The following is a 26772-nucleotide window of genomic DNA, read 5'->3' on the forward strand; positions in this document are numbered from 1 at the left end:
ATTAATATTATTGTAATATATCACAAAATAAGTTGTAAGAAAATTTAAATTAATTTGTATATAATATATCTTATGTATAATATATTTATACGTCTATAAAGAATACATCATTTTACGGAGGCTATAACATGAAAATAAAAGAAATTAAGCTCCATCAACTCTTAATGACGATGAAAAATCCGTTCACAACATCATTCGGAACTCAGCAGAAGCGTTTTGTTACAATCGTAGAAGCAATAGATGAAGATGGTACCAGCGGTTTTGGTGAATGTGTATCCGGTGAAGACCCGCTCTACTCCGAAGAATTCATGGATGCTACACTCATCGCGTTGAAAAAGTATTTCGGTCCGCTCGTAATTAATAAAGAAATCTCACATCCTGACGAAGTTTGGGAAATCTACAAGCCATTCAAACGCAACAATATGGCGAAAGCTTCTATTGAAGGCGCTGTCTGGGATTTATATGCTAAGAAAAAAGGTATTTCTTTAGCCGAAGCAATAGGCGGTGCTAAAAAAGAGGTTGATGTCGGTGTCTCACTCGGTCTTGAAGATACTGATGAACTGCTTCTTGAACGTATAGGCGAAAAAGTTGAAGAAGGCTACAAACGCATTAAAGTTAAAATCAAACCTGGCCGCGACGTTGAAATGGTTCGTAAAATCCGCGCAGTTTACCCTGATATTCCATTAATGGTTGATGCAAACTCAGCGTATACTCTTGATGATATCGATACGCTTAAAGCCTTGGACGAATTTAATCTGATGATGATTGAACAGCCGTTAATGGCAGGTGACGTTATCGATCACGCGAAACTGCAAAAACAAATTAAAACACCTGTCTGTCTCGACGAAAGCATCGACTCATATGAATCAGCCGCTGCAGCAATCGAACTCGGCAGCTGTGAAATCATCAACGTTAAAGTCGGACGCGTCGGCGGGATTACCCAGTCGATAAAAATCCATGACCTTGCTAAAAAGCACAACATTCCGTTGTGGTGCGGCGGCATGCTGGAAGCCGGTGTTGGACGCCTGCACAACGTGGCGATTACAGCATTAAGCGAATTTGTACTTCCAGGCGACACAGCATCATCTTCAAGATACTGGTTTGAAGATATCATCACACCTGAAGTCGTTGCAGAAAAAGGTGTCGTTAAAGTCAGCGACAAACCCGGAATCGGTGCAGAAGTAGACTTCGGTAAGATGGAACAGTATTTAGTTAAAGTCGACTCGATTACAGCCGACGATGAACTCGATATGATTATGCACAATTAAAAAATAACCACTTTTCAAGTCTTGAACTTGGAAAGTGGTTTTTTTGTTGGAATATTTGTCTTTACTCGGGAATGACAGCTGCTCATTGCGGAGCAAACGCTCTTTCTCGGGAATGACACCCGCTCATTGCGGAGCAAACGCTCTTTCTCGGGAATGACACCCGCTCATTGCGGAGCAAACGCTCTTTCTCGGGAATGACACCCGCTCATTGCGGAGCAAACGCTCTTTCTCGGGAATGACAGCTGCTCATTGCGGAGCAAACGCTCTTTCTCGGGAATGACACCCGCTCATTGCGGAGCAAGCGCTCTTTCTCGGGAATGACAGCCGCTCATTGCGGAGCAAACGCTCTTTCTCGGGAATGACACCCGCTCATTGCGGAGCAAACGACTTTCCCGGCAAAACCTACGACAGCGCCGTACGGATTCCAAACAGGATGATGATAATTCCGGCACCTTTTGCAAGAGCACTCTGGAAGCCCGGTTTATGCAGCCAGCGTTTCATATAGCTGACGGTTTCAACGACAAGCAGGAACCAGGTCATCGATATAACCAGCATAATAAGAGCTAAAATAATTAACTGTATTACTCCGGATATTTCCGCATCCTGCATGACGAACTGCGGCAGAATCGTAATATAGAATATGAGTACTTTAGGATTCAGTATATTGCTGACAAAGCGTTCATATAAGATGAGCGCAGACCGTTCGATTTCGGATTTTTATCTTCCGCATGATCGAGCGATGACGCCGATACAAGAGTCGTCGCCATAAAACTTTTCACACCGATATAGATTAAATACGCTGCACCCAAATATTTAATAATATTAAATAAGGCCGGAGAATTCGTAATAATAACAGCAAGTCCGAGAATCGATACGACAATCCACAAAAAGTGGCCTGCAAGTATGCCAAGCACTGTCATACGTCCCGCCGATTTTTGATATACCATTGTATTCTTCATCACAATCATCGAGTCAGCACCCGGCATTATTGTCAGTACTGATACGACCAGTATGTATGACACTATTTCATTCATGCTTCAGCCCTCAATTCAACGACAACAACTTCCGGATGATTAAACACTCTGAATGGGAAACGGCTGTTGCCGAGACCCCGGCTGACCATCATGGTTGTACCGTTCTGTTCATGCATACCTTCTGTATACTTCGGATTCACACCCTGATGCGGCGCATACAGTCCTTTCACAACCGGCAGACGAATCTGTCCGCCATGCGCATGACCGCAAAAAACAAGATCGACATCATTCTTACTGTAGATTGATAAAAGCTCAGGACGGTGTGCAAGCAGCACTGTAAATCGTGCGGCAGTTCACTCACTTTATTCCGAAGCTCATTTTGAAAATTTCGATACGTCTTCGGATTCACTTCATCACCAAAAAACCAGACATCATTAATGCCAGTGAGGTTAATCTTTTCACCATTACGTTCAAGCACAGCGCTGTGCTTCGTAATATTGCGGACATCGGACCTGCCGATCACCTCATAAAGCTTGTTGAAATGCTTATAATGCGCCTCATGATTACCCGTGATATAAAATGTCTCTTGTATCTTAGTGATTTTTTCGATTAAAACCGCTGCACGTTTTAAATTCGGCGTCCGGCGGTCCACAATATCACCCGTGATAACAATCGTATCCGGTTCAGCCTCTTCAACAGCTTTCAGCAGATTTTTCGAACGGCGCCCCAAATAAGCGTTGTGAAAATCCGACACCTGGACAATTTTATAGCCGTCAAAACTCTTCGGAAGATTTTTTGAACGATACGTGTAATGCGTCGTCACAATATGCTTATCTTCTGTCCATAAAAATCTGAGCGAAGCAATCATAAATCCAAAAACGGCCTGACTCAGTTTTACTTTATTTAATTTTTTCATTTTCCACGCCTCATTCTGCTTACATGGTCCCAGCATCCAATTTTGTAATTTTAACGAGACGAATCATATTATCTTCCATCTCCATCACTTTAAATTCAAGGTTGCCGAGATGTGTAATATCATTTTCCGCAGGAACTTCTTCAAATTCAGACAGCAGGAAGCCTGACAATGTATCTTCTTCCTGTGGAATGTCAGTATCGAACAGCTGATTCAGACGGTGCAGTGTAATTTTTCCATCGCAGAGAATTTGATCTTCACTGAATGAACGAACCACCGAATCATTTTTAAGATCCTTTTCATCTTCGATTTCAAAACCGAGCATCGTTTCAATAATATCTTCGTGTGTTAAAACACCTTCTGTGCCGCCGTACTCATCGAGTACGATAGCTAAGTGACGGCGCTGTTTGCTCATTCGGCGCAGCACATCTTCAACATTTTGGAATTCTCTTACCGTAAACGGATCGTTGTCACAGAAATTCATCAGCGGCTGTTTTGGACTCAGTGACCACTTCAATAGATATTTCGAATGAAACACGCCGACAATGTTATCGAGATCCTCATCGTATACCGGATATCTCGTATGCATTTCATCAATAATTTTATCTCTAACCGTTTCATAACTGTCGTCAATATGCACCGCAACCATTTCCGTGCGGGGCGTTGTCATAACATCTTTTACGTTTAAATCTCTGAAGTCCAAAATGCCTTTCAGACGCTGCGATTCCACACCGCCGATTGCACCTTCTGTATCTGCAATCTGCACAAGATTAACAATCTCTTCACGAGAAACCGTCCAGCTCGGCTGAGTTCCTTTTGACAATAAGCGCGTAATCACGTCTGTCAGCGAGTTGAGTAAAAATGTTAACGGATAAAGAACTACATTTAAAAAAGCAATAATCGGCCTGACCGTGTGCGATACACGTTCAGGGAATGCCGCAGCGATTGACTTTGGAATAACCTCTGCGAAAATAATAATCGTCACTGTCAGCACAATTGACGCGATTGTTACACTCCACCCGTACTGAATCGCCATCGCTGTCACAAGCACCGGTGCGATTAAGTTCGCAATATTATTACCAATCAATATTGTTGTAATGAACTGACTCGGTTTGCTGACCAGATTATACAGCTTTTGCGCTTTCTGATCTCCCCCGGCTGCTTTGGATTGCAATTTGATTTTATTCACTGCAGTCAGTGCAGTTTCACTGCCTGAAAAGAACAGTGACATAAACAGTAAAAATATAATCACAAATATCAAGCGTTTTTTCCTCCTAATGTACTTAATCTTATAGAACATTCTATCATTATCTGATTTAAATTTACACAAACAAAGAACCGGACACTCAGAATGCGTCCGGTTCATATTTTCAAATTATTTTACATCGTAACCCTGATCTTCAATTGCTTCTGTCATTTTTCCGCGGTCGACAATTGTATCATTGTATTCCACAGTGACATTGTTCTCTTCTAAATTAACGGCTGCTGTAGAAACACCGTCCAGATTGTGAAGCGCCCCTTCTACTGATGATTTGCAGTGTCCGCAAGTCATGCCTTCTACATCGATTACTGTTTTAGCCATAATATTCATCCTCCGTTATAATTTTATTTATACTCTTATATACCTATATTTTAACACGTTTTAAACGTAATGCGTTTGCTACAACACTCACAGAACTAAACGCCATCGCAGCGCCCGCTACCCATGGTGCTAAAAATCCGAGTGCAGCAATTGGAATCCCGAGCGTGTTGTACAGAAATGCCCAGAACAAGTTCTGCTTAATATTTTTAATTGTTTTGTGGCTTAAGTTAATTGCTCTTGGTATCAGCGTTAAATCTTCACCTAAAATAGTCAGGTCAGCCGCTTCAATCGCTACTTCAGTTCCTGTTCCCATTGCGATACCAACATCTGCAAGTGCCAGTGCCGGTGCATCATTGACGCCGTCTCCGACCATTGCAACAACTTTTCCTGTCTCCTGAATCTTACGGATTTCTTCCGCCTTTTGTTCGGGCAGTACTTCTGCAATGACTTGATCAATGCCGACTTCACGCCCAATTGCTTCTGCTGTTCTCACGTTATCACCTGTCAGCATAATTACTTCAAGTCCCTGCTCGTGCATTTCTTTAACAGCCTGTTTCGCTGTCTTTTAACTGTATCAAGGACTGCAACAGTTCCGCGCAGTTTACCGTCAGCAGCGACAATCATTTGCTGTCTTGCCTTCATATTCAACTGCTTCATATCTTCTTCTATTGCGAAATATCTATATTTTCATCCTTCATCGCTTCCGTGTACCGACCACACCTCATGTCCGTCAAACCGCACGGATACCATGTCCTGGTATAGCTGAAAAATCGTCCGCTTCAGCAAGTTCATATTATTCTCAGCTGCATAAGCCGTAATCGCTGATGCCAGCGGGTGCTCTGATCCTTTTCTGCACTCGCGAGAAGACGAAGTGCCTCATCATCACCCGAGAAGTCTGTTACTTCAGGTGCCCCGTTCGTGATTGTCCCTGTTTTATCGAGTACAACAACGTCGACTTTATGTGTTTTCTCTAAATGCTCGCCGCCTTTATAAAGAATACCGTTTTCAGCACCTTTACCTGTACCGACCATAATCGATGTCGGGGTTGCAAGACCAAGCGCACATGGACACGCGATAACGAGCACTGAAATCGCTGCAACGAGAGCAGGTTCGAGATTACCCTGAGGCGAAGAAATACCACACGATAAATGTCATCAGGGCTATAACAATAACTATCGGCACAAAGTAGCCTGAAATAATATCAGCCATCCGCTGAATCGGCGCCTTATTCCCCTGTGCCTCTTCAACAACTTTGATAATACCCGCAAGGGCAGTATCTTTCCCTGTTTTTGTTACTTTTAAATTCACTGTACCGTTCTGGTTCATCGTCGCGCCGATTACCGAATCACCTATTTCTTTTTCTACCGGAATTGATTCGCCCGTCAGCATTGATTCATCAACTGACGTCCGTCCGCGGACCAGCTCGCCGTCCAGCGGGAATTTCTCACCCGGCTTAACGATAAGCACATCGTTTACTTTAACGTCTTCAACCGGAACCATAGACTCTATTCCGTCACGCACAACACGCGCTTCTTTCGCCTGCATATCGAGCAGTTTTGAAATCGCGCCGGTCGTTTGGGATTTCGCTCTTGTTTCTAAATATTTACCGAATAAAATCAGTGTAATAATAATGGCACTGGTTTCAAAGTACAGATGCGGATGTTCGACTGCACCTGTCATCCATAAATACGTCTGATATAAACTGAAACCGTATGCTGCTGTTGTCCCCATAACAACGAGTACATCCATATTCGCTGTAAAGTTTTTTAAATTTTTATATGCCCCGACATAGAACTGCCAGCCGAGTATAAACTGGACCGGTGTCGCGAAGGCCAGCTGGAACCAGGGGTTCATAAAGATTGCCGGCAGGCTCATACCGAATAAATGATCGAGCATTGTAACTAAGAGAGGCAGTGATAATAATGATGCTATAATCACTTTCTTCACTCCTTTTTAAGTTCTGAATCCTTATGTGAAATTTTATCTTCAGCTGATTTTTTCGGTTCTGCACCGTAGCCGAGATTGCCGATACGGCCGATAATTTCACGCTCGTCAATGACTCCGGGATTATATTCAATCGTCGCATTTTCCGTCGTTAAGTTAACTGTAGCTGATTTTACACCATCTGTTTTATTGAGCACTTTCTCTATTCTATTTGAACACGCAGCACATGTCATGCCTGTAATGTCCAAATCACTTTTCTCGTACAGTACACCGTAGCCGATATCTTCGATGCGTTTCGTGATATCTTCAACTGAAGCTTTGTCTTTTTCGTAATCGACACTTGCTTTTTCAGTCGTTAAATTCACGCTCGCATCGACACCGTCCATTTTGTTCAGTACTTTTTCTATTCTGTTTGAACACGCTGCACATGTCATGCCGCTGATATTTAAATTAACACGTTCTTTTTCTGTCATGGATAAATCCCCCTTTCCCTATTTAGAAAATTGTTTGAGCACAGCCATTAATTCTTCAATTGAGGCTTCTCCGTCACCTGAATTTATCGCATCGGTCACACAATGCTTCATGTGGCGTTCTGTTATCATAATTCCCGTATTTTTAAGGCACTTTGAATTGCGCTGATCTGTACTAAAATATCAATGCAGTAACGATCTTCCTCGACATCGTCTGAATGCCGCGCACCTGTCCTTCCAAGCGTTTAAGACGATTTAAGATTTTCTGCTTCTCATCATCCGGACGCGGTCTCGACATATGTTTTACGTCTTCCATCATTTACACCCACTCTCATTTTTATCTTTCATTACTTTTATTATATACCCCCATAGGGTATTAGTCAAGTGTTGAAAAAACCGGCTGTCTGTTATCTGGACAGCCGGCTGAAGTTATTGCTTCTATTGACCTAATCCGAGTGCAACATTGACATGTGCACGGACCCCGTCGATAAATGCGTCTTCATCAATTGCAAATTTAGGGTGGTGATGCGGGTAGATATAATCTTCTCTTCATTATAAGTTCCGAGAAGAATATATACCCCCGGCAGGTTCTCAGTGAATGCGCCGAAGTCTTCGCCGCCCATCATCATTTCCTGTTCAATGACTCTGTCGTCACCGAATACTTCATTTAATGTCTGTCTGACTCGTGCAGTTTCAGCTTCGTCATTCATTACTGCTGCATAGCCGTACTCGTAGTTCAGATCGTACGTCGCACCGTAAATTTCACAGTTCGCTTTTATTACCGCTTCAATTTTCTCTTTGGCAAGTGCTCTGATTTCAGCACTTGCTGAACGGACACTCGCGCTAAGTTTCGCAGTATGCGGAATAACGTTTTTAGCACCAGTTCCAGCATTAAAGTTCGTCACAGAAATCACTAAATTATCCATCGGTCCGGCTAAACGAGATACGATATCCTGCAGCTGTGTAACGATACGGGAACCGATTAAGAGCGGATCAACTGAGTTTTCCGGCTGTGACGCATGCCCGCCCTGACCATTGATCGTTACTTCAAACTGGTCAGAGTTCGCAGTCACTGCACCGGATTTAATATGAATTTCACCAAGCGGTTTGGACGTCATAATATGCTGTGCAAACACAACATCCAGATCATCGAACAGACCCGTTGCGACCATTTCCTGTGCTCCGCCCGGCGGCAGTTCTTCCGCGTGCTGGAATATAAGATAAATTTCGCCGTGAATTTTATCTTTATTATCGGCGAGCACCTGTGCCGCACCGAGCAGCATTGCAGCATGTGAATCATGCCCGCATGCGTGCATTACGCCGTCAATTTCAGAGACGAAATCCAGGTCGTCGCGGTCTTCCTGAATCGGCAGCGCATCAATGTCCCCGCGCAGACCCACTTTACGTCCCGGATGATCACCTTTAATAATACCCAGCACGCTCGTTTCTGTCGGCCGGCTTATTTCAATACCGTTCATTCCTTTTAAAGCCGTTTCAATATATTCGCTTGTCCAGTACTCTTCAAATGAAAGTTCAGGATGTCTGTGCATCGCACGTCGCCATTCAATTACTTTCGGTTCAACTTTTTTAATTGCATCATCTATCATAAAATCATTCATCTCCCTGTTTTAAAATCAAAGACCCCGATATTTATCGAAGTCTTCTGATAATTTAAATATAGTATATCATTATTTTACTATGGCAGGTAAATTGGACCATTTGGACCGACAGGCAGGCCGATCAGGTACCAGATAATTATAAATACAGACCATGAAATCAGCAGTGCGATCGAATACGGCAGAAGGTTCGCAATGACCGTACCGAGTTTGATATCTTTCTGATAACGCTGGGCGTACATAATAATCAGCGGCAGGAACGGCATCATCGGAGCAATCGGATTACTGACCGAGTCGCCGATTCTGTAGAGCATCTGTGTAAATGCCGGATCGTAACCTAAGAACATAAACATCGGCACGAAGACCGGTGCAAGAATTGCCCATTTGGCACTCGCTGAGCCAATCAGCAGGTTAATCAGAGCAACGACAAGAATAAAGCCGATGAAGAGCGGAATTCCTGTTAAATTAATCGTCTGAAGCAAGTCTGAACCCCCTACAGCGAGAATCGGTCCAAGATTACTCCAGTCGAAGTATGCGAGCATCTGTGCTGCGAAAAACACGAGTACTATGTATTGTCCCATTGACCCCATCGAATCGCCGAGCATTTTTGCAAAACCTTTAGTGCCGTCAATATTTTTCATTAACATACCAAATACTAAACCTGGTACAAAGAATAATATTGTAATCAGAAGTACTGCCGAGTCCATCAGCGGTGATTCCTGAAGTATTGAACCTGTCTCAGCATTACGGAGTATTCCGTCAGGCAGCAGTGTTGCCACCGCAATGATAGCTACGGTAATAAGTGCTGATATATTAGCCCACAGTAATGATGATTTTTCTTTTTTAGATAAAGGCTCCTCATCAACAGGAGGACCATCGTATTTTCCTAAACGGGGAATTGAAATTTTCTTCGCTACAAAGTAAATAATCATCATTAAAAATATTGCTGATACAGCAATAAAGTAATAGTTCATTGCAATATTTCCGGTATAATCCGGATTGACTAACTGTGCTGCCGGTCTAGTAAATGCTACTGCCAATGCATCTGTCATACCCAATATAAAGTTTGCAGCAAATGCACCGTTCGTCGCTGCATATGCCATGAATATTCCGCCGATCGGATTTAATCCGAGACGTATAAATATCATTGCTGCGATTGGCGGCAGAATTACCGGCCCCGCATCACCAGCAACGTTACTGATAATCCCTACAAAAATTACCATCGGAATAATTAAAAACGTCGGTGTGATTTCCAATGAACGTTTCATCAGTGCTTCAAAGTATCCTGTTTTCTCAGCGATACCGATACCGATCATAACGACAAGCACCATCGCAAGCGGCGGGAACGCGCCGAAATTACTTATCGCTTCAGTAAGTATCATTACTAGGCCTTCGCCGGATAATAAGTTTACAGCTTCAATCGTTTCCCCATCAGCAGGATTTTTAACGGATACACCGAGCATGCCGGCAATCCATGAAGCGACAAGTATTAATGCTGCGATAAGCATGAATAATACTATCGGATCCGGGAGTTTATTACCCAGTTTTTCAATAATGTCCAAAAAGGACTGTCCTATTCCTTTTTTTTTTTTTTTTCCAAAAGATGACATCCCCTTTTATTTATTTTTGTCAGTAAGCCTTTTCACAAAGACTTATAAAAACGATTTTACTATACTTCTGTCTAAATAAAAACAAACCTTTGCAGAAATACTGCAAAGGTTGTGAATTATCTGATAAAATTTTATATATTTATTTTTCTTTTAAAAATCCGAGAATATTCCACAGCGGTGCGGGGATTGTCAGTTTTTCATCGTCGCCTTCAGCTAACAGTGACTTGGGTAATTCATTATTTTTTAAATGGTCAACAAAGTCCGGGTTAATTAAATGGGCTTTGCCGACACTCATTAAATCAAAGCCGCTGCCAATTGCTTCCTCTGCATCTTCGACAGATTTTATCCCCCCCGCACCCATTATAGGAATTTCTTTCAGCTTGTCACCTGCATTATCCAGATACTTTTCTAAAAGCAGCTGCTCGTCTTCTGTATCGATAATCGATGTACGCTGCCAGCTGTTAGTACTGAAATGGAAATAATCTATCGTATAGTCAGCCAAATGATTTAACAGATACATCGTATCGTCAAAATCAATACCCGGCTCTTCAAGCTCTTCCGGAGAGAAACGATAGCCGATAATAAAGTCCCGCTTATTTAATTTCACTGCGGTTTCGCGTACTTTCTCAGTAACTCTTCTCGGAAAGCGCAGTCTGTTCTCTCTGGATCCGCCCCACTCATCATCGCGTCTGTTTGAATGCGGTGAGTAAAACTGCTGCAGCAGATATGTATTTGCACCGTGCAGTTCCACGCCGTCGAATCCTGCTTCAATTGCACGTCGTGCAGCATCCGCAAACAGCTGAATCTCTTCTATTTCTTCCACTTCAAGCGTGCGGGGTTCTGCAGCATTATCACGCAGCGCTGCAATATTGCTCGCTGAAATCGGCTGACGGCCTTTATTCAGTTCAGGTGTGCCCATGCGCCCTGCATGATAAAGCTGAATAATCGCTTTCGACCCTTTATTTTTAATGCCTGCTGCGAGCTTTTTCAGACCTGGGATTTTATCGTCTGTATCAGCACCAAGTGCGCCTTCGAATGCACGCCCGTAATTGTCGATAAAAGTACTTTCTACGATAACTGCTGCCGGCCCGCCTGCGCGGAGTGAATAATATTGAACCAGCTCATCGGTAACCGAACCGTCATGATAAGAGCACTGCGTTGTCATCGGCGCCATGACCAGTCGGTTTTCAAATGTCTGTCCGGATGATAATTGAACTTTATCGAATATATTTTTAGTCATTATAAATTCTCCTATCTTCTGCTGATAAAACATATTTTATATATACTCATTCTACATGTTATCCTACTAAAATAACATATTACTTTAGTATGAATTGTAAGTTTAAATTAAATTCTAAATTATCTGATAATATATTGCCTTTTTATTTCCCAGCTGATACAATGATAACAATTTTCAAATTTGATAGAGACAATTTAGGGGGACCCAATGTATGACACAGCAACTTCAAATAACTAAAGCACGAAATTTAAAAGAAAAACCTGAAGTGGCGGGTATTCCTTTCGGAAGTTACTTTACAGACCACATGTTTTCAATGGACTACTCGGCAGAACTTGGATGGCATGATGCGTCTATTATTCCATACGCGCCTATCGAAGTATCACCCAGCGCACAGGCGCTGCATTACGGACAAACCGTATTTGAGGGACTAAAAGCATATAATGTAGATGGTGATGTCACTTTATTCAGACCGGATGAAAACTTTAAACGGCTAAACCGTTCGCTTGAACGTCTGTCTATGCCGAGAATCGATGAAGAATTTGCACTCCTTGCCTTAACCGAACTTCTGAAACTGGAACAAGATTGGGTACCGGGTGGCGAAGGCCAGGCTTTATATGTACGCCCGTTTGTATTCGCCAACGAACCTTATCTCGGTGTACGTCCGGCTAAAAATTATAAGATGCTGATTGTACTGTCACCGGTGGCGGGATATTACGGCGCGCAGCTTAATCCGACAAGTATTTTCGTTGAAGACAGCTACGTGCGTGCAGTACGTGGCGGTGTCGGTGAAGTGAAATTCGGCGGTAACTACGCTGCCAGCCTTCACGCTCAGCAAAAAGCGGCTGACCTCGGCTACGAGCAGGTATTATGGCTTGACGGTGTGCATCAGGAATATGTGGAAGAAGTCGGCAGCATGAATATTTTCTTCGTAAGAAACGGAGAATTACTGACACCTGAATTAAACGGCTCAATCTTACCGGGTATTACTAGAAAATCTCTGATTGAACTCGCAAGCGGTATGGGCTATACAGTAAATGAAGAACGCATTCATATTAAAGATATAGAAGAAGGAATCAAAGATGGCTCTGTCACTGAGGTATTCGGTGCAGGCACTGCTGCTGTAATCGCTCCCGTCGGCATTATGAATATCCACGGCACGGACTACAGAATTAACGGCAATGAAATCGGTGAAGTGACACAGAAACTCTACGATAACCTGACAGGCATTCAGACATGTGAACTTGAAGATAAATACGGCTGGGTACATCAGGTAACATCGACGGTGAAATAATATAATTTAAATAACGGATCGGCTCTTTGAGCCGGTCCGTTTTAACTCAGTAGCTCCAGGAGCTGCACAAGCAAATGCATGGCTAGCTTCAGATTTATTAACTTACTTGACCGGAACTGTTTTAAACGTAAACGGCGGTTATACTTCAATGTAATAGTGGTTTTATCTGCACAGAAATCTTAGTTTTTGTGTTTTTTGTTTTCTGCGGTTATTGATTAGTAAGCTGCTGGTGTGGACTGGCGTGATTGGGTCTCATGTATATCCTAGACTTCCAGAACTGGCGTGATCGGGTCTCATGTGTATCCCAGACTTCCAGAACTGGCGTGATCGGGTCTCATGTGTATCCCAGACTTCCAGAACTGGCGTGATCGGGTCTCATGTGTATCCCAGACTCCCAGGACTGGCGTGATTGGGTCTCATGTGTATCCCAGACTTCCAGAACTGGCGTGATCGGGTCTCATGTGTATCCCAGACTCCCAGAACTGGCGTGATTGGGTCTCATGTGTATCCTAGACTTCCAGAACTGGCGTGATCGGGTCTCATGTGTATCCCAGACTCCCGGGACTGGCGTGATCGGGTCTCATGTGTATCCCAGACTCCCAGAACTGGCGTGATCGGGTCTCATGTGTATCCTAGAACTCTATTTTAAACTTCTTCTAAAAATCCATCCAGAATTCCGACAATCTCATCTGCACTCTTCCCGCCTATTCCGACCAGCACTGTATCATTAAAGTTTTCTTCCAATGAATATGCAGACATACAAATAATTTTATGTTTTTCTGCCTCACTCCGCAGATCAGCTCCGGGTACCTTAAGGACAAAGTGCATGCCCGTATGTTCTCCGCTGATTTCAATGTCTGGATAACGGCTCCCCAATTCTGCAACGATTTTCTCCATCTTATCTCCGTAAAATTTCCGGACCCGGTTTATATGCCTGACTAAATAACCATCATCAATAAATCGCGCGACGATATGCTGCATCTGTCTTGAAACGTTGCATGACAAGCCGCTCTCATAATATTTCTCAGCCAGTTCCGGCGGCAGTATCATCACAGCAACTCTCAATGATGGATATATTGATTTCGAAAATGTATTCATATATATTGTTCGGTCATTATGATCCAGCCCCTGCAGAGAGGACAACGGACGTCCTGTATAACGGAATTCACTGTCGTAATCGTCTTCTATTAAATAACCGTTCCGCTCACTCATCGCATTTAACAATCTGATTCGTTTGTTCAAAGACATTACCGCGCCGCTCGGGAACTGGTGTGACGGTGTAATGTGCGTCAACTTATTATTCAGCTGTTTTACTGTTTCAATATTAATTCCATCAAACTCCACTGGTGCCGTGTCATAAGGTATTTTTAATCTCTCCAGCACATTCTTGACCGTTGGATAACCCGGATCTTCCAATGTCACTTTCGGATAATCCAGCAGATAAAATACCTGTTCAAGCAAATGCTCTGTTGAAGGTCCGATAAATATCTGTTCCGCGCTGCATTGCACCGGTTTACATATAAATATTCACGAATGGCTTCTTTCAGTTCAGCTTCACCGCTTTTATTTCCGCTATTTAACAATGATATATCCGAAAACACTGCAGCACTCAGCAGTCTGATGACATCGTTCTGGACAATCGACGTATCCACTTTTCCGAGCGGCAGTACAGATTCACTTAATTTAGGCAAACGAATGGCCGAAAGTTTTTATCCTGCGTACGGAGGGTTTCTGTCGGCACAACAAAGTGACCACTTTTTTCTTTCGTATAAATCATATTTTCATCAACCAGCAGATTGTACGCCCGCTCAATCGTTGTCATGCTGATTGCAAGATCCGCACTCAGCTGTCTTTTACTCGGCAATTTCGTCTCTCCAGCCAGGTGTCCGTTTAAAATCTTCTTCTTAATATCCTGGTACAGCTGTTCATATAACGGTATAGTGTTTTCTTTATCGAGATTGATAAACATAATCTGACCCCTTTTTTTATGTATTCTGACACTTATAGAATATCACATTATATTTTAAACTGATATTAAATTAAGAAGGAAGAGGGATAAATATGGGATTGGCAGAAGAATTAAAAGGCGGCGTCATAATGGACGTTGTTAACGCGGAGCAAGCAAAAATCGCGGAGGCAGCAGGGGCAGTTGCAGTAATGGCCTTGGAACGTGTACCATCGGACATTCGTGCAGAAGGCGGCGTAGCCCGTGCGTGTGATCCGACAATTATTGAAGAAGTAATTAATGCAGTATCAATACCGGTTATGGCGAAATGCCGTATCGGACACATCGTTGAAGCGCGCGTCTTGGAATCAATGGGTGTCGACTACATAGATGAGTCGGAAGTGCTGACACCGGCTGATGAAGAATACCATCTTAAAAAAGATGACTACAAAGCACCCTTCGTCTGCGGCTGTAAAGATTTAGGGGAAGCTGCAAGACGTATCGGTGAAGGTGCATCAATGCTGCGTACAAAAGGCGAACCTGGTACAGGAAATATCGTTGAAGCAGTCCGTCACATTCGTTTAGTCAATCAGCAGGTCAAACAAATCAGCGTGATGAGTGATGATGAATTAATGACTGCAGCGAAAGATTTAGGCGCTCCGTACGATGTTCTTAAACAGATTAAAGCAGAAGGCAAACTGCCTGTAACGAATTTCGCAGCAGGCGGCGTTGCAACACCTCAGGATGCAGCATTAATGATGGAACTCGGTGCAGACGGCGTCTTCGTCGGCTCAGGTATTTTCAAATCGGAAAACCCTGAAAAATTCGCAAAAGCAATCGTTAAAGCAACAGAAAACTATACAGATTATAAATTAATCGGTGAACTGTCTAAGGAACTCGGCAGTGCGATGAGAGGTCTTGATGTTCACGGTCTATCACTTGAAGAGCGCATGGCAGAACGCGGCTGGTAACGTGAATCGGTCAAAAATAAGCTCCCCAAAGGGAAGCTTATTTTTTTATTTCTATTTCAACACTGCCGAATCCTTCAAAAATACCTTCATACTTTCCAACTTCCAGTTTCACCGGCAGAATGAATGTACCTGACGAAACGAATTGTCCCGCTTCAAGCTGTTTGCCCTGGCTGCCCAGTTTTTCAATCAGCCATTTCATTGCGTTTACAGGATGTCCCATCACTTCGCCCGACTGTCCGCTTTTAAGTTCTTCACCATTGAAATTAAGTGTTCCGGTAATATTATCTAGCTCATCATAGCTCGCTGATTTAGCTTCCCCGATGACAATTGCACCGGCAACGGCACAGTCTGCAACGACTTCGTATTTGAAATATTCGGAAACCAGTCATCATATCTGCCGTCCGGCAGTTCAAGTGCCGGTGCCACTGTACATTTCGATAATATATTTTCAGCGTCATCTTCTAAACTCAGCGTTTCATTCACATAAAACACAAGCTCGAGCTCTGCCAAAGGAATATTATAATCTGCTAAACTCATTTCAGAAATAATCTGGCTTTCAGTAAATGGACCAAAGACCGGTTCACTGCTGTCAAACAGTCTTTGAGTCTCAGGACTCGTCATACTGATTTTATAGCCTGCTGCAGATTCATTCTGCATATTTAAAATTTCATCCTGAATTTCATATGCCGCTTCAACAGTATCAGTTGTGATATCCTGTCCCGGCCTTAAATTAGTTCTTTTTAATCTTGCATCATATAATTTCTGTGCATCATTCATGCTACCCCTCCTGAATATTACAATACAATAAATATATCATAATATTCACTCAATTCTAAAATATAATTGCGACTATTTTAAGCGGTGTATCTTCAGTGTTTACTAAACCGTGCGACTGACCTGAAGTAATGATGCAGCAATCACCTTTCGTTACAGATTTAAATGTACCATCCGAATCCTGGAATTCACCTTTCCCTTCTATTATATGATAGATTTCGCCCTCATCTATATGCTGGTGATAGCCGATTGATGCATGCGGTTCAAGTTCAATTTCCAGCACTTTGCGAATACCTTCAAAATCCCCTTCTTTAATATAAGATGTCGAAAAAATGCTGCCCCTGCCGTCAAATCTGTTTTTTAATTCAATAGTCTCTTGTGGATTGATAATCATTTAATCCGCTCCTTTATTTAAGTAAGTTTGGCAGGAATGTTGAGATTGACGGCACGAATATAATCAGTACCACCATAATCGCTACAATAAATAACACGTGCAGGATGTACGGGAGTGTTTCTTCGATTCCCATCTTTTTATCGGTTACAGATGCCCCGGCAATCAATGACAGTCCAACCGGCGGTGTAATGTTCGCTAGTGCAAAGTTCATAATCATAACCATGCCGAAGTGAATCGGATCAATACCGAATTCCATCGCAATTGGCATAAAGATCGGTGTTAACAGAACAATCAGTGATGTCACCTCTGTCAGCATTCCTAATACTAATAGTATCAGAGATACGGCTAATAGGAATACAAGCGGTGAATCCGCGAAGTTCAGGAAGAATCCTGATACTGCATCGGGAATATGATTCACAGTCAGTACGTATGTAAAGACGTTCGCCATCGAAATAATAATTAGAATCGTTGCAGATGTTACCGCAGAACCTGACATAATATCTTTAACTTTAGCCCAGTTCAGTTCTCTGTAAAACAGCGATAAAATAAAGCCATACACCACTGCGATTACAGCCGCTTCAGTTGCTGTTGCATAGCCTGAAAAGATGCTGCCTAAAATAAATATCGGTGTTAAAAGCGGGAAGAATGCGGATTTCGTAACTTTCCATAATTCTTTCCCTGTAATTTTTTCTGTCCGTATATCACCGAATCCTTTTTTCTTACTCATATACCAGACGTAAATACATAGTGCGAGCGCCAGCAGCACCCCCGGTATAATACCCGCGAAGAATAGATCGCCGATTGAAATATTTGCTGTAATACCTAAAATAACCATCGTAATACTCGGCGGGATAATCAGCCCAAGTACCCCCGCTGGTCCAATAATGCTCGCGATAAACGAATTAGAGTATTTCTCTTCTTTCAATCTCGGCACCAGTACGGAACCAACTGCGTAAGTCGTTGCGACTGTGGAGCCCGAAACCGCTCCGAACAGCGCTGAGGTCACAACAGTCGTAATTGCCGTCCCGCCTGACATCTTGCCGACGAAAGCATTCGCAAATGCCATTAAGCGTTTCGTGAGGCCGCCTTTTCCCATAATGTCCCCTGCCAGTATAAATAACGGAATCGCTAAATATGAAAAGTTATTAACACCGGCAAAGCTCCGCTGAATAATAATTTCGAGCGGCACGCCGCCAGCGAGCAGCATGACAAGTCCGACAATCCCGATAACAAATGCGATTGGCATTCCTAAGAACAGGAGCAGAAAGAATAATATAAGCATACAGATTGCGAGCATTAAACCGCCTCACTTTCTTCTTGAGGTTTCCAGGCATTTAATATTAAGAAGTAAAGCGATAGTAAACTGCTGACCGGTATCGCGAGATAAAATACAGTCATCGGCAATTGCAGCGTCGACGATGTAAAATCAAGCGACTGATAAGAGAATACAAAACCGTATACTGTCAGGACCAGGAAAAACAGTCCGAGCAGCATATTGACCATTAAGTATAAATAAGGACGCACCTTATCACTCGCACGTTTAACAAAAAAGTTAACCGCGAGGTGTCCCCGTTCATAAACAGCAACGCTCATTCCGAGGAACGTCATCCAGACAACTAACAAACGGGAAAGCTCTTCAGTCCCTGGCATTGAATAATCAAAAAATCTCGATATGACCTGCGTCAGAACAATTAATGTGAGCAGAGCAATAACAACTGCACACGCAATATAAAACCTTTACTAATGCTTTCGTCATATTACTCATCATCCTCCCATCCGGAATTCCTGCGGTACATATTCATCATTTCTTCACCGAACACGTCCTCTTCCCACTGCTCGTAAACAGGCAGCATCGCTTCTCTGAATGCTTCTTTATTCACATCATCGTTAACTTCCATACCGTTCTCAGTAAGGTATTTTATATGCTCCGATTCTGTATCATCGTTTGCATCCTGAATTTCTTTAGAAATTTTATCGATTTCATCGGTAATTATCTGCTGATCCTCGGGATTGATTTTCTCCCAAGTTTCACCGTCGAAGACAACCATTACCGTGTTATAAAAATGTCCGGTCAATGATAAATAATCCTGCACTTCATTAAAACGCGGTGCAACGATGTTCGCGAGTGGGTTTTCCTGTGCATCGAGCGCGCCCTGCTGCAGTGCGCCATACACTTCACTGAACGCCATGACTGTAGGCAGCGCACCGACCTGTTCAAACGTATCGACACGAAGTGCAGTTTCAGCAACCCTGATATTCATCCCCTGTAAATCTTCCGGTTCGACGACCGGTCCTTCATTATTCGTCACGTGACGGAAGCCCCATTCCAAATATCCCGCCGTGTGCATGCCGTACTCCCCTGCAATATCTGCTATGTAATCTCCAAATTCACCATCATATGCATCACGTGCCGCATGTTCGTCCGGCCACATATAAGGCAGGTCTTCAATCGCGAGCCTCATATCCATCGTCTGCATCGAACCGACCATCACTGCAAGTCCGTGCATTGCACCGACATCAACCTGCTGCAGCATTTCAGTTTCACTGCCGAGCTGTGAGTTCGGGTAAATTTCAAATTTCACTCTGCCGTCGGTCTCCCTTTCAACAGCTTCGGCCATTTCATTAATTTTAATTGCCTGATTTGTATCCGGCGGCAAGGCGTGTCCAAGTTGCAAGGTCACACTTTCATCTTCATTGCTGCATGCACTGAGTAATAATAAAAACGATAAAATACCGATTAATAATATATGTTTTTTCAAACCCACATCAGCTCCCCTTTGTTATTTTTCTTATAATTATAAGTTAAAATGCAATATTATACAAATTAGAATTCAATTTGCTTTTTATTAACTGAAAATTCTATAATAGAAAGAATAGTTCATTATAGGAGTGAAATAAATGCCAGAATTAAATCCGCGTGCAACAGCATTATCCATCCCCGGAATCAGAGTATTTTCAAATCAGGTTCAGCTGTTTGAAGATGGCGTCAATTTAACAATCGGACAGCCTGACTTCCCGACACCCGACAGCGTAAAGGAAGCGGCGATCACAGCAATCAATAATAATAAAACCGGCTATTCATTAAACGCAGGCATCGTAGAACTGCGCCAGGCCGCTGCGGACTTTTTTGCAGATAAGTATAACGCTCACTACACGGCTGACGAAGTGGTTATTACGAACGGTGCAAGTGAGGCATTGGACTCAGTACTCCGTACGATATTAACAGATGGTGATGAAGTGATTATTACGGCACCTGCCTATCCTGCATATGAATCGCTGATTAAACTGAACGGCGGTGTTGTTAAATACCTTGATGTCAGCGATACAGAATTTGTTCCGAATATTGAGAAATTAGATGCTCTAGTTACTAATAGCACTAAAGCTGTGCTCTTAAACTACCCATCGAACCCGACGGGCGCATCTTTATCGGAAAAAGATGTGAAGGATATCGCCAATTACATAGGCACTAAGGACTTATTCCTTATCAGCGATGAAATATACAGCGAAAATGTTTATGAAAATAAACATATTTCGTTTGGCAGCATGGAAAATATACGCGATAAAACAATACTGATTCACGGCGTATCTAAATCACATTCGATGACAGGCTGGAGAGTCGGCTATACATTATCACCCAGACACTTAAGCGATGAAATATTAAAAGTACATTTAAATAACTCAATCTGTGCAGCAGTACCAAGCCAGTACGCGGCACTTGAAGCGTTAACGAATTCCAAAGACTTCCCTAAAGTAATGAATGAAGCATACTTAAAACGCCGGGACTACGTTTACGAACGACTCATTAAGATGGGGTGTACCGTAGAAAAACCGGGCGGCGCATTTTATATATTCCCGAACATCGCATTTACGGGAATGGACGACTGGGACTTCGCTACAGCATTACTGAAAGAAAAACATATGGCAGTCGTCCCGGGATCTTCGTTTTCAGAACACGGTGCCGGCCATATTCGTATATCTTTTGCGAGCACGATTGAAACTCTGGAAGAAGGTATGAATAGACTGGAAGCATTTGTGAAAGACTTGAGTTAATAAACAGAAAAAGGTTCGCCGGAAAATTGACCTGAACCCTGCCAAGTTGACAGATGAAATAATATAAATGTTTCCCGCCTGAGAATCTGGATTCTCAGGCGTTTTTTATGCCGCCAATGCCCTGAATTCAAGCGGACTCAATCCCTTGAATTTGTGCTGGGGTCTGCGGTGGTTGTAGAAGTCGATGTAGCGTGTAATGTCTTCTATAATCGACTGATAATCATTATAGTATTTCTGTTTGCGTTTGATATGGAAGCGTTCCGATTTGATCTTTCCCCAGAATGCTTCGATTGGGCCATTGTCGATGCATCTTCCAACACGGGACATGCTTTGTTGAATCTGCTGGGCATCCAGAATCTTTTTAAAGCCGTAGGAGGTGTACTGGAAGCCACGGTCGCTGTGCACAAGCGGTGTTGCCTGCGGATGCTTTTGAATCGCGGAAGTGAATGTATCGAAAACAAGTTGATTATTGTTTGAACGGCCGAATTTGTAAGTCACAATACTGTTGTCGTACAGATCGATGATCGCGCTCAAGTAGGCTTTCTCTCCGTTCAACGCTTTGAATTCAGTCACATCGGTGAGCCATTTCTCATTCACATGGTCTGCGTGGAACTCTCTGTTCAATACATTCTCAGCGACCTGTTGTGGGGTGTGGGGAATATAGTGCTGCCTTTTAATCCGAGTCACCGATTTCAAGCCCATCCGTGTCATCAGCCGATAGATGCGCTTCCTGTTGTATGCCGTCTCCAAGGTTTTGTTGACCGCATAGCACATCTGACGATAGCCATAGATGCCGTCCGTTTCGACATAGATTTCGGCAATCGTACTGGCCACTATATCATTCTCTGCTTCAGTGTGGGGGACGGAACGTTTCCGATATTGATAATAAGCCTGTCTTGAGATGCCAGCCGCATGACATAATTCAGAGATGGCGTAGCCTTCATTATGCAGCGCAGTGATGGCAGTGTGAAGCGTTTCGCTGTGAACCCGGCTGTATTTTAATCCCTCTCGAGTTCCTCCAACTTTTTTAAAAGCGCATTCTCCACCTCAAGCTTCCGTTTATCTGCTTTGAGCATGGAAATCTCCCTGTTCAATCGGTCCGTCTCGGTGAGCTGGGCTTCCGATTTTCCTTTTCCACGTTTGTCCTCAAGGCCCACTTCACCATATTCCCGATACTTCACAACAATGTTCCGGGCCTGCTGGTAGCTCACCTCGAACCTTTCGGCAAGCTCACGATAGCTGATCTCTCTCTGCGCATGATACTGTGCGATCTCAATCCGTTCTGCGTATGTTGTTTTCCGTCCCTTATTCAATGGTGAAGCACCCTCCCGTGTCGTTCTTATTTCTTCACCATTATTGTAGCGCATAATCCATTTCTTACAGTCTCTTTTGACGGGATGTCGTATTTGTATGCAAGTTCAGTAAGGGAAATCGTCTCATTCTGGTGTTCTCTTGCGATCATTTCTTTGAATGTGCGGGTGTAGGTCCTGTGCCTGCTCCGTCTCTTTAATCCCTCAGTTCCATATGTCTCATATTTTCTTCGCCACTCTCTGAATGTTTTGTCAGGAAGCCGATGCTTTGCGGCCAGATGGCTTGGGCTGGCGCCTTGGATCCATTCTTGGATGATCTCCAGTTTTTCTTCGGGCGAAAAATTTCTCCCTGTCATAAAAGAACCCCCTCCAGGTTTACAGATTTTTGTTTCATCTGTAAACCTGGAGGGGGTCAGCTCAAATTTCCGGCGAACCTTTTTTAATGGGTATTTGGGATTATATCTGAGGAGCGTGCCACCGTCAGTTCTCGGTGGCACGGATTTCATTTTTTATATAAAGAGCGCATAAAATCCTGATATAAATACAGGTCTCATGTGCTCTTTTTAATTGAATTTAGAGTTAAAGCGCTGGGCAATTTCTCTTCCTATTTCGATTGAACATGTTGCCGCAGGTGATGGTGCATTCAGCACATGAATACTGCGGTCATTTTCTTCAAAGTAAAAATCATCTAATAATGTTCCGTCAGGTTTCATCGCTTGCGCTCTGACCCCTGCTTCCATCGGCGTTATGTCATTTGTTTTATAAGCGGTATTAATTTCTGCGCCGCTTTAATAAATGCTTTTTTATTAAATGATCGGTAGTATTCCCCTATTGCTTCTTTAACATTTTTTAATCCCATTCGATAAAGCCCCGGGAATGTTAAAATCTCTAATGTCTCAGATTTATCAAAACCAATTTTCTTGTAGGCTTTTTTTTAAATCCAAGGACAGCATTCGGTCCTACATCTACTCCCCCGCCAACCATGTTTGTAAAATGAACACCCAGGAAAGGTAGCTCGGGATTCGGTACCGGATATATTAATGTTTTAACATAGTTCTCTACATCTTCATTAAGCTTAAAGTATTCTCCACGAAAAGGAATAATCTTCACATCCGTATCAATTCCGCTCAGTTTGGCTAGCTTATCATATAAACCTGCACAGTTAACAAGGTAGTCCGCTTCATAAACAGTCTTGTTCGTTGTCACTTCAATAGTATCAGCAGTGTTATTCACTTTTTCAACTTTATTATTGTAATGAATTTCTCCACCATTTTTAATAAACAGTTCGCCAAACTTCTCAGTAACTTCCCGGAAATTAACAATCCCTGTATTCTTCACATGAATACCACCGACTGTATTAACGTACGGTTCAATTTTACGTACCGCTTCTCCGTCCAGCAGTGTAACGTCCAGTTTGTTCTCCAATCCCCGTTCGTATAAATTACGCATACGTTCCAGTTCTTCTTCCTCAGTCGCGACGATTACTTTTCCACATTGGTTATATTCAATGTTGTGTTTTTTGCAAAACTCTATCATTGATGCTGAACCATTTTTGGCGAACTCTGCTTTGTAAGACCCCGGACGGTAATAAATCCCAGAGTGTATTACTCCGCTGTTATGCCCTGTCTGATGTTCAGCAGCTCTCGATTCTTTATCCAGCACAACAATTTTTTTAGAAGGGTTTATCTCGGACAATTGGTATGCTGTGCTCAAGCCGATTATCCCTGCACCTACAATTAAAATATCTGCTTTCACTTATTCCACCTCGCATGCTTCTGCAATGACTTCAACAATATGTTTCACTGCTACTTCATTACTTAAACCTTCACGTTCGACACCCAGCTGCATCTGAATATGACAACCTGGGTTGGAAGTGATAATTAAATTGGGTTTTGACGATTTAACATTATTCATCTTCATATCTAAAATCTGCATTGATTCATCGAAGTGCAGAATATTATATATTCCTGCAGATCCGCAACATAAAGATTTTTCAGGCATCTCTATGTAATTTAACTTAGGAATTCTGTTAATCAGTTTTAACGGATCATTGAATACTTTCTGTACATTTTCCAAGTGACATGACGGCTGATAAACTGCATCTTATCGATTCCATTCACTAAATCCAAATCGATTAATGACATAATCTGCGAGATATCTCTTACTTTATTAGTAAAATCAACAGCGCGTTTATGCCATTCAGTTCCAGGCTCAAAATTTATCGTATTCTTTTAAAGTCGCACGCAGCCGCCAATAGTGTTAACGATATCAAAGTCATACTGCTCGTATGCTTTAATATTCTGCATCGCCAGTTCTACTGTTTGTGGTGTTTCACCTGCATGATGCTGCAACGCACCGCAGCATGTCTGCTTCGGTATATTTGTTACCTGTACATAGTGCTTCTTCATGATTTTGATGGCAAGTTCGTTAATGTTCGCAAAAATGAATCCATTATACAACCTTGAAAAGAACCAATTGATAAATCATTGCGTCGGAATGGATTGATATTCCGTGTAATTCTTTTACTCAGGATTACATCCGGCATCGCCTTATTCATCTGATTGAATTTCTTGATTGGTTTCAGCAGATTATAATTTTTAACTACTTTCTGTATTCCCGATACCTGATAAGCATAAAGTCCCTTATTCATAATTCTAAGGACACTTTTATTTTTCAGAGCAAATTTAAAAGCTGCTGTTCGATTAACCTTTTCAATTACATCCATGTCTTTATTTTCTTTCAAAACTTCCACAGCAGACATAAGTATGTCTCCATATCTGACATTGGTCGGACAGACCGTTTCACAGGCTCTGCAACCTAAACAAAGATCTATTCCTTCTTGCATATCTTCAATAGTTATTTTACCTTTCGCTGCCATTTGAACAAGATTAATTCTGCCTCTCGGTGAGTGTTTCTCTTTTTAAATGCTATATATGTCGGACAAACTGGCAGACAGTAACCACATTGTACACAATCAAACGTCGCTTCGAGATCTAGTTTATTCAATAATGTATTAGTCATTTCGCAACACTAACCTTTTTTCTCCTTTTTCAGGAAATATTTTGCCCGGATTCAAAATGTTTTTAGGATCCAGGGCTTGCTTTATTGCTTTTTGGAAAGCCAGCCCGTCTTCGCCAACTTCATTTACCATAAATGCTTTTTTCATTGTCCCAATGCCATGTTCACCCGACAATGTGCCACCAAGTTCAATTGCGTAGTTAAATATTTCTTCTACTGCAAACTCAACGTTTTTTACTTCTTCTATATTTCTCATATTTGTATTTATTGTAGGATGTAAGTTACCGTCTCCTGCATGACCAAAAACAACAATATTAAGATTATACTTGTTTTTGATTTCATCAATTTTTTTAAACATTTCTGGTATTTTACTTAGCGGCACTGTTGCATCTTCAGATATTTTGGTATATCCGCTTGTTACTATCGCAGGAGAGACCAGCTTGCGCACTTGCCACAACTTGTGTTCCTGCTCTTTATTTTCTGCAACCTGAATATTTGTAACTCCAATTTCTTCTAATGCTTTCTTAATAACAGCAAGTTCTTTCGGCAATACCTCAGGATCTCCGTCCACTTCAACAAGAATAATTGCTGCCGCATTTCTTGGTAAATTTAATCCTGCATAATCTTCTACTTTATTTATTGAATTTTGATCTAAAATCTCCATTTTAGAAGGTCTCACACCTGCAGTCAGTATTTTGGATATAGATTTCCCTGCAGTATATAAATCATCAAAAATAATCATAGCAGTCATCGTATCCAAAGGTTTAGGTATTAATCGCAATGTCGCTTCAGTAATAATTCCAAGTGTTCCTTCAGAGCCGATAAGCAGTTTTGTCAAATCATAACCCGTCACGTTTTTCACGGTACTGCCGCCAGTTTTTATTAGTTTCCCTTGAGCAGTGACTACTTCCAGGCCGATTACGTAGTCTTTAGTTACTCCGTACTTGACACCTCTTGGACCTCCTGCATTTTCAGCCAGATTCCCGCCAATGGTGCAAATAGAAGAAGAAGATGGATCTGGAGCATACATTAAATTATAATGTTCTGCCAACCTATGAATATCTCCGGTTTTTACACCTGGACTAACCTTTATAATCAGATCATCCGGATAAATCTCAAGTTTTTTTCCACTGTGAGAAATCCATCACGATACCGCCATGAACTGGCAGAGGGCCTCCGGATAAACTGGTACTCGCACCTCTTGGGTAAATTGGTATTTCAAATTCATCTGCAATCTCGACAGTTTTTTGGACTTCTTCAGAACTTAATACCTGAACAACCAAATCCGGCAGATGCTGACCAAAAGAAGCGTCGTAGCTATATGAAACTCTATCGTCTACATCCTTCAGTAATCTTTCTTTAAAAATTTCATTTAATTTATCCACAATTATCTTTTCCATAT

Annotated in this window: 26 protein-coding genes and 6 pseudogenes; 4 read left to right on the forward strand and 28 right to left on the reverse strand. The window is 42.3% G+C overall.

Going from position 1 to position 26772, the window contains the following annotated elements; all coding sequences use genetic code 11:
* The first annotated feature begins 128 nt into the window (after positions 1 to 128).
* Positions 129 to 1268, forward strand: a complete 1140-nt coding sequence (gene menC, locus G4D76_RS06135) for an o-succinylbenzoate synthase (RefSeq protein WP_213810828.1) — start codon at positions 129 to 131, stop codon at positions 1266 to 1268.
* A 402-nt stretch (positions 1269 to 1670) separates the two neighbouring features.
* Here menC and G4D76_RS15875 read toward each other — a convergent pair whose 3' ends face one another.
* The 11 genes and pseudogenes from G4D76_RS15875 to G4D76_RS06185 form a co-directional block, all read right to left on the reverse strand.
* Entirely contained in the window at positions 1671 to 1976 is a 306-nt protein-coding gene (locus G4D76_RS15875; protein ID WP_213810998.1) for a LysE family translocator, read from the reverse strand.
* On the reverse strand, positions 1925 to 2302 hold the full coding sequence (locus G4D76_RS15880) for a LysE family translocator (RefSeq protein WP_213810829.1): 378 nt from the start codon (positions 2300 to 2302) through the stop codon (positions 1925 to 1927). The genes G4D76_RS15875 and G4D76_RS15880 overlap by 52 nt, the downstream gene beginning before the upstream one ends.
* On the reverse strand, positions 2299 to 2472 hold the full coding sequence (locus G4D76_RS14825; protein ID WP_250130229.1) for a hypothetical protein: 174 nt from the start codon (positions 2470 to 2472) through the stop codon (positions 2299 to 2301). The genes G4D76_RS15880 and G4D76_RS14825 overlap by 4 nt, the downstream gene beginning before the upstream one ends.
* On the reverse strand, positions 2469 to 3158 hold the full coding sequence (locus tag G4D76_RS06150) for a metallophosphoesterase (RefSeq protein WP_250130230.1): 690 nt from the start codon (positions 3156 to 3158) through the stop codon (positions 2469 to 2471). Before G4D76_RS06150 ends, G4D76_RS14825 begins: the two co-directional genes overlap by 4 nt.
* A gap of 19 nt (positions 3159 to 3177) precedes the next feature.
* Positions 3178 to 4407 (reverse strand): hemolysin family protein, encoded by a 1230-nt coding sequence (locus tag G4D76_RS06155; RefSeq protein WP_371814659.1) that lies wholly within the window; start codon positions 4405 to 4407, stop codon positions 3178 to 3180.
* Between the two features lie 123 nt (positions 4408 to 4530).
* Positions 4531 to 4737, reverse strand: a complete 207-nt coding sequence (gene copZ / locus G4D76_RS06160) for a copper chaperone CopZ (RefSeq protein ID WP_026858847.1) — start codon at positions 4735 to 4737, stop codon at positions 4531 to 4533.
* Positions 4738 to 4780: 43 nt separating this feature from the next.
* A pseudogene (locus G4D76_RS06165) lies at positions 4781 to 7154 on the reverse strand (heavy metal translocating P-type ATPase).
* 18 nt (positions 7155 to 7172) lie between these two features.
* Positions 7173 to 7470, reverse strand: a pseudogene (locus tag G4D76_RS06170) (metal-sensing transcriptional repressor).
* A 127-nt stretch (positions 7471 to 7597) separates the two neighbouring features.
* Positions 7598 to 8758, reverse strand: a complete 1161-nt coding sequence (locus G4D76_RS06175; protein WP_250130231.1) for a M20 metallopeptidase family protein — start codon at positions 8756 to 8758, stop codon at positions 7598 to 7600.
* An 89-nt stretch (positions 8759 to 8847) separates the two neighbouring features.
* The gene (locus tag G4D76_RS06180; protein WP_213810831.1) at positions 8848 to 10377 is read right to left on the reverse strand and encodes an AbgT family transporter; all 1530 of its coding nucleotides are present in this window, start codon (positions 10375 to 10377) and stop codon (positions 8848 to 8850) included.
* Positions 10378 to 10516: 139 nt separating this feature from the next.
* Positions 10517 to 11617: an NADH-dependent flavin oxidoreductase gene (locus G4D76_RS06185; RefSeq protein WP_213810832.1), complete on the reverse strand. Its 1101-nt coding sequence runs from the start codon at positions 11615 to 11617 to the stop codon at positions 10517 to 10519.
* 211 nt (positions 11618 to 11828) lie between these two features.
* Between G4D76_RS06185 and G4D76_RS06190 the strand changes: the two genes are divergently transcribed.
* Positions 11829 to 12908, forward strand: a complete 1080-nt coding sequence (locus G4D76_RS06190) for a branched-chain amino acid aminotransferase (protein WP_026858853.1) — start codon at positions 11829 to 11831, stop codon at positions 12906 to 12908.
* A 645-nt stretch (positions 12909 to 13553) separates the two neighbouring features.
* On the opposite strand, the gene G4D76_RS06195 is transcribed toward G4D76_RS06190, so the two are convergent.
* Both G4D76_RS06195 and G4D76_RS14830 read right to left on the reverse strand, forming a co-directional pair.
* Positions 13554 to 14417, reverse strand: a complete 864-nt coding sequence (locus G4D76_RS06195) for an aminotransferase-like domain-containing protein (RefSeq protein ID WP_250130232.1) — start codon at positions 14415 to 14417, stop codon at positions 13554 to 13556.
* Between the two features lie 169 nt (positions 14418 to 14586).
* On the reverse strand, positions 14587 to 14877 hold the full coding sequence (locus tag G4D76_RS14830; RefSeq protein WP_250130233.1) for a GntR family transcriptional regulator: 291 nt from the start codon (positions 14875 to 14877) through the stop codon (positions 14587 to 14589).
* 92 nt (positions 14878 to 14969) lie between these two features.
* Here G4D76_RS14830 and pdxS point away from each other — a divergent pair, with 92 nt between their 5' ends.
* Positions 14970 to 15824 (forward strand): pyridoxal 5'-phosphate synthase lyase subunit PdxS, encoded by an 855-nt coding sequence (pdxS, locus tag G4D76_RS06200; RefSeq protein WP_035785178.1) that lies wholly within the window; start codon positions 14970 to 14972, stop codon positions 15822 to 15824.
* A gap of 37 nt (positions 15825 to 15861) precedes the next feature.
* On the opposite strand, the gene G4D76_RS06205 is transcribed toward pdxS, so the two are convergent.
* The 6 genes from G4D76_RS06205 to G4D76_RS06230 form a co-directional block, all read right to left on the reverse strand.
* Entirely contained in the window at positions 15862 to 16047 is a 186-nt protein-coding gene (locus G4D76_RS06205; protein ID WP_213810833.1) for a hypothetical protein, read from the reverse strand.
* Positions 16048 to 16109: 62 nt separating this feature from the next.
* On the reverse strand, positions 16110 to 16601 hold the full coding sequence (locus G4D76_RS06210) for a hypothetical protein (protein WP_213810834.1): 492 nt from the start codon (positions 16599 to 16601) through the stop codon (positions 16110 to 16112).
* 55 nt (positions 16602 to 16656) lie between these two features.
* Entirely contained in the window at positions 16657 to 16992 is a 336-nt protein-coding gene (locus G4D76_RS06215; protein ID WP_026858857.1) for a cupin domain-containing protein, read from the reverse strand.
* 13 nt (positions 16993 to 17005) lie between these two features.
* Positions 17006 to 18289 (reverse strand): TRAP transporter large permease, encoded by a 1284-nt coding sequence (locus G4D76_RS06220; protein WP_213810835.1) that lies wholly within the window; start codon positions 18287 to 18289, stop codon positions 17006 to 17008.
* Entirely contained in the window at positions 18289 to 18642 is a 354-nt protein-coding gene (locus tag G4D76_RS06225; protein WP_250130234.1) for a TRAP transporter small permease, read from the reverse strand. The genes G4D76_RS06220 and G4D76_RS06225 overlap by 1 nt, the downstream gene beginning before the upstream one ends.
* A 107-nt stretch (positions 18643 to 18749) precedes the next feature.
* Positions 18750 to 19751 carry a DctP family TRAP transporter solute-binding subunit gene (locus tag G4D76_RS06230; protein ID WP_026858860.1) on the reverse strand — a complete coding sequence of 334 codons (1002 nt, stop codon included), beginning with the start codon at positions 19749 to 19751 and terminating at the stop codon, positions 18750 to 18752.
* Positions 19752 to 19890: 139 nt separating this feature from the next.
* Between G4D76_RS06230 and G4D76_RS06235 the strand changes: the two genes are divergently transcribed.
* Positions 19891 to 21042 (forward strand): aminotransferase class I/II-fold pyridoxal phosphate-dependent enzyme, encoded by a 1152-nt coding sequence (locus G4D76_RS06235; protein WP_213810836.1) that lies wholly within the window; start codon positions 19891 to 19893, stop codon positions 21040 to 21042.
* Between the two features lie 105 nt (positions 21043 to 21147).
* On the opposite strand, the gene G4D76_RS06240 is transcribed toward G4D76_RS06235, so the two are convergent.
* From G4D76_RS06240 to G4D76_RS06265, 9 genes and pseudogenes are all read right to left on the reverse strand, one after another.
* Positions 21148 to 22002: an IS3 family transposase gene (locus G4D76_RS06240; protein ID WP_213810949.1), complete on the reverse strand. Its 855-nt coding sequence runs from the start codon at positions 22000 to 22002 to the stop codon at positions 21148 to 21150.
* A gap of 38 nt (positions 22003 to 22040) precedes the next feature.
* On the reverse strand, positions 22041 to 22409 hold the full coding sequence (locus tag G4D76_RS06245) for a helix-turn-helix domain-containing protein (protein WP_213810837.1): 369 nt from the start codon (positions 22407 to 22409) through the stop codon (positions 22041 to 22043).
* Positions 22382 to 22708 carry a helix-turn-helix domain-containing protein gene (locus tag G4D76_RS06250; protein WP_213810838.1) on the reverse strand — a complete coding sequence of 109 codons (327 nt, stop codon included), beginning with the start codon at positions 22706 to 22708 and terminating at the stop codon, positions 22382 to 22384. Before G4D76_RS06250 ends, G4D76_RS06245 begins: the two co-directional genes overlap by 28 nt.
* 207 nt (positions 22709 to 22915) lie before the next feature.
* A pseudogene (gene lhgO, locus G4D76_RS06255) lies at positions 22916 to 24107 on the reverse strand (L-2-hydroxyglutarate oxidase).
* Positions 24108 to 24437 (reverse strand): annotated as a pseudogene (locus G4D76_RS14835) ((Fe-S)-binding protein); the annotation flags it as partial. It abuts the pseudogene before it with no gap.
* A gap of 146 nt (positions 24438 to 24583) precedes the next feature.
* Positions 24584 to 24760 (reverse strand): heterodisulfide reductase-related iron-sulfur binding cluster, encoded by a 177-nt coding sequence (locus G4D76_RS14840; RefSeq protein ID WP_250130236.1) that lies wholly within the window; start codon positions 24758 to 24760, stop codon positions 24584 to 24586.
* Positions 24757 to 25197, reverse strand: a complete 441-nt coding sequence (locus G4D76_RS14845; protein WP_371814660.1) for a 4Fe-4S binding protein — start codon at positions 25195 to 25197, stop codon at positions 24757 to 24759. Before G4D76_RS14845 ends, G4D76_RS14840 begins: the two co-directional genes overlap by 4 nt.
* Positions 25198 to 25373: pseudogene (locus G4D76_RS16745) on the reverse strand (4Fe-4S dicluster domain-containing protein); the annotation flags it as partial. It abuts the gene before it with no gap.
* Positions 25366 to 26770, reverse strand: a pseudogene (locus G4D76_RS06265) (FAD-binding oxidoreductase). The pseudogenes G4D76_RS06265 and G4D76_RS16745, both read right to left, overlap by 8 nt.
* Positions 26771 to 26772 lie beyond the last annotated feature (2 nt).

Source organism: Jeotgalicoccus sp. WY2 (assembly GCF_018437745.1).
GTDB lineage: Bacteria > Bacillota > Bacilli > Staphylococcales > Salinicoccaceae > Jeotgalicoccus > Jeotgalicoccus psychrophilus.